This is a genomic window from Tsukamurella sputi, from assembly GCF_007858445.1.
GTDB lineage: Bacteria > Actinomycetota > Actinomycetes > Mycobacteriales > Mycobacteriaceae > Tsukamurella > Tsukamurella sputi.
The window spans coordinates 1-562 of record NZ_VIGV01000155.1; the positions used below are offsets into that span (position 1 = coordinate 1).

Consider the following 562-nt stretch of genomic DNA (forward strand, 5'->3'; position numbering starts at 1 on the left):
CGACCAAGGATCGCAACGTCGACCTCACGCGGATCGCGGGCCGGTACGCGTCGTTCTGCGCTGCCGGTGATCCCGCATGCGATATCCCTGCCGACTCTCCCCTTATCCGCGCGGTAACCAACGTCGCTGGGCAGATGCAGTTCGACCAGGGAGACCCGATTCGGTCGATGCAGACGATCGCGAACGCGATCGCGTCGACGACCATCAAAGCGATCGTCCCGATCGTCACCGAGGACATCCCCGGTGGGAACGTGACGAGCTACGCGCCGAAGCAGACGATCGCCGAACGCATCGAGTGGGCATCCGACCCGCGCAATCCGATGCCTCCTCTGGGACAGATGCTCTCGGCGGTGTTCCGCGTGGGAATGCTCGGCGGAGGCGCCGCGTCGAACACGGCGCCGCTGACGATCACGCCCGACCGCATCATGAGTGCCGTCGGTGCCGGCCTGTCGGGAAACCCGCTCGGGCTGGTGACGATGCTTCTGCCCGGCACCGGCACCGGTCAGCCAGGCGTGGCCGGCGGACAGGCCGTGAGCCAGGCGATCTCGCGCCCGCTGACCGG

Annotated in this window: 1 pseudogene; it reads left to right on the forward strand. The window is 67.8% G+C overall.

Annotation, left to right across the window (positions count from 1 at the left end):
• Positions 1 to 562: pseudogene (locus tag FK268_RS24520) on the forward strand (cutinase family protein); the annotation flags it as partial.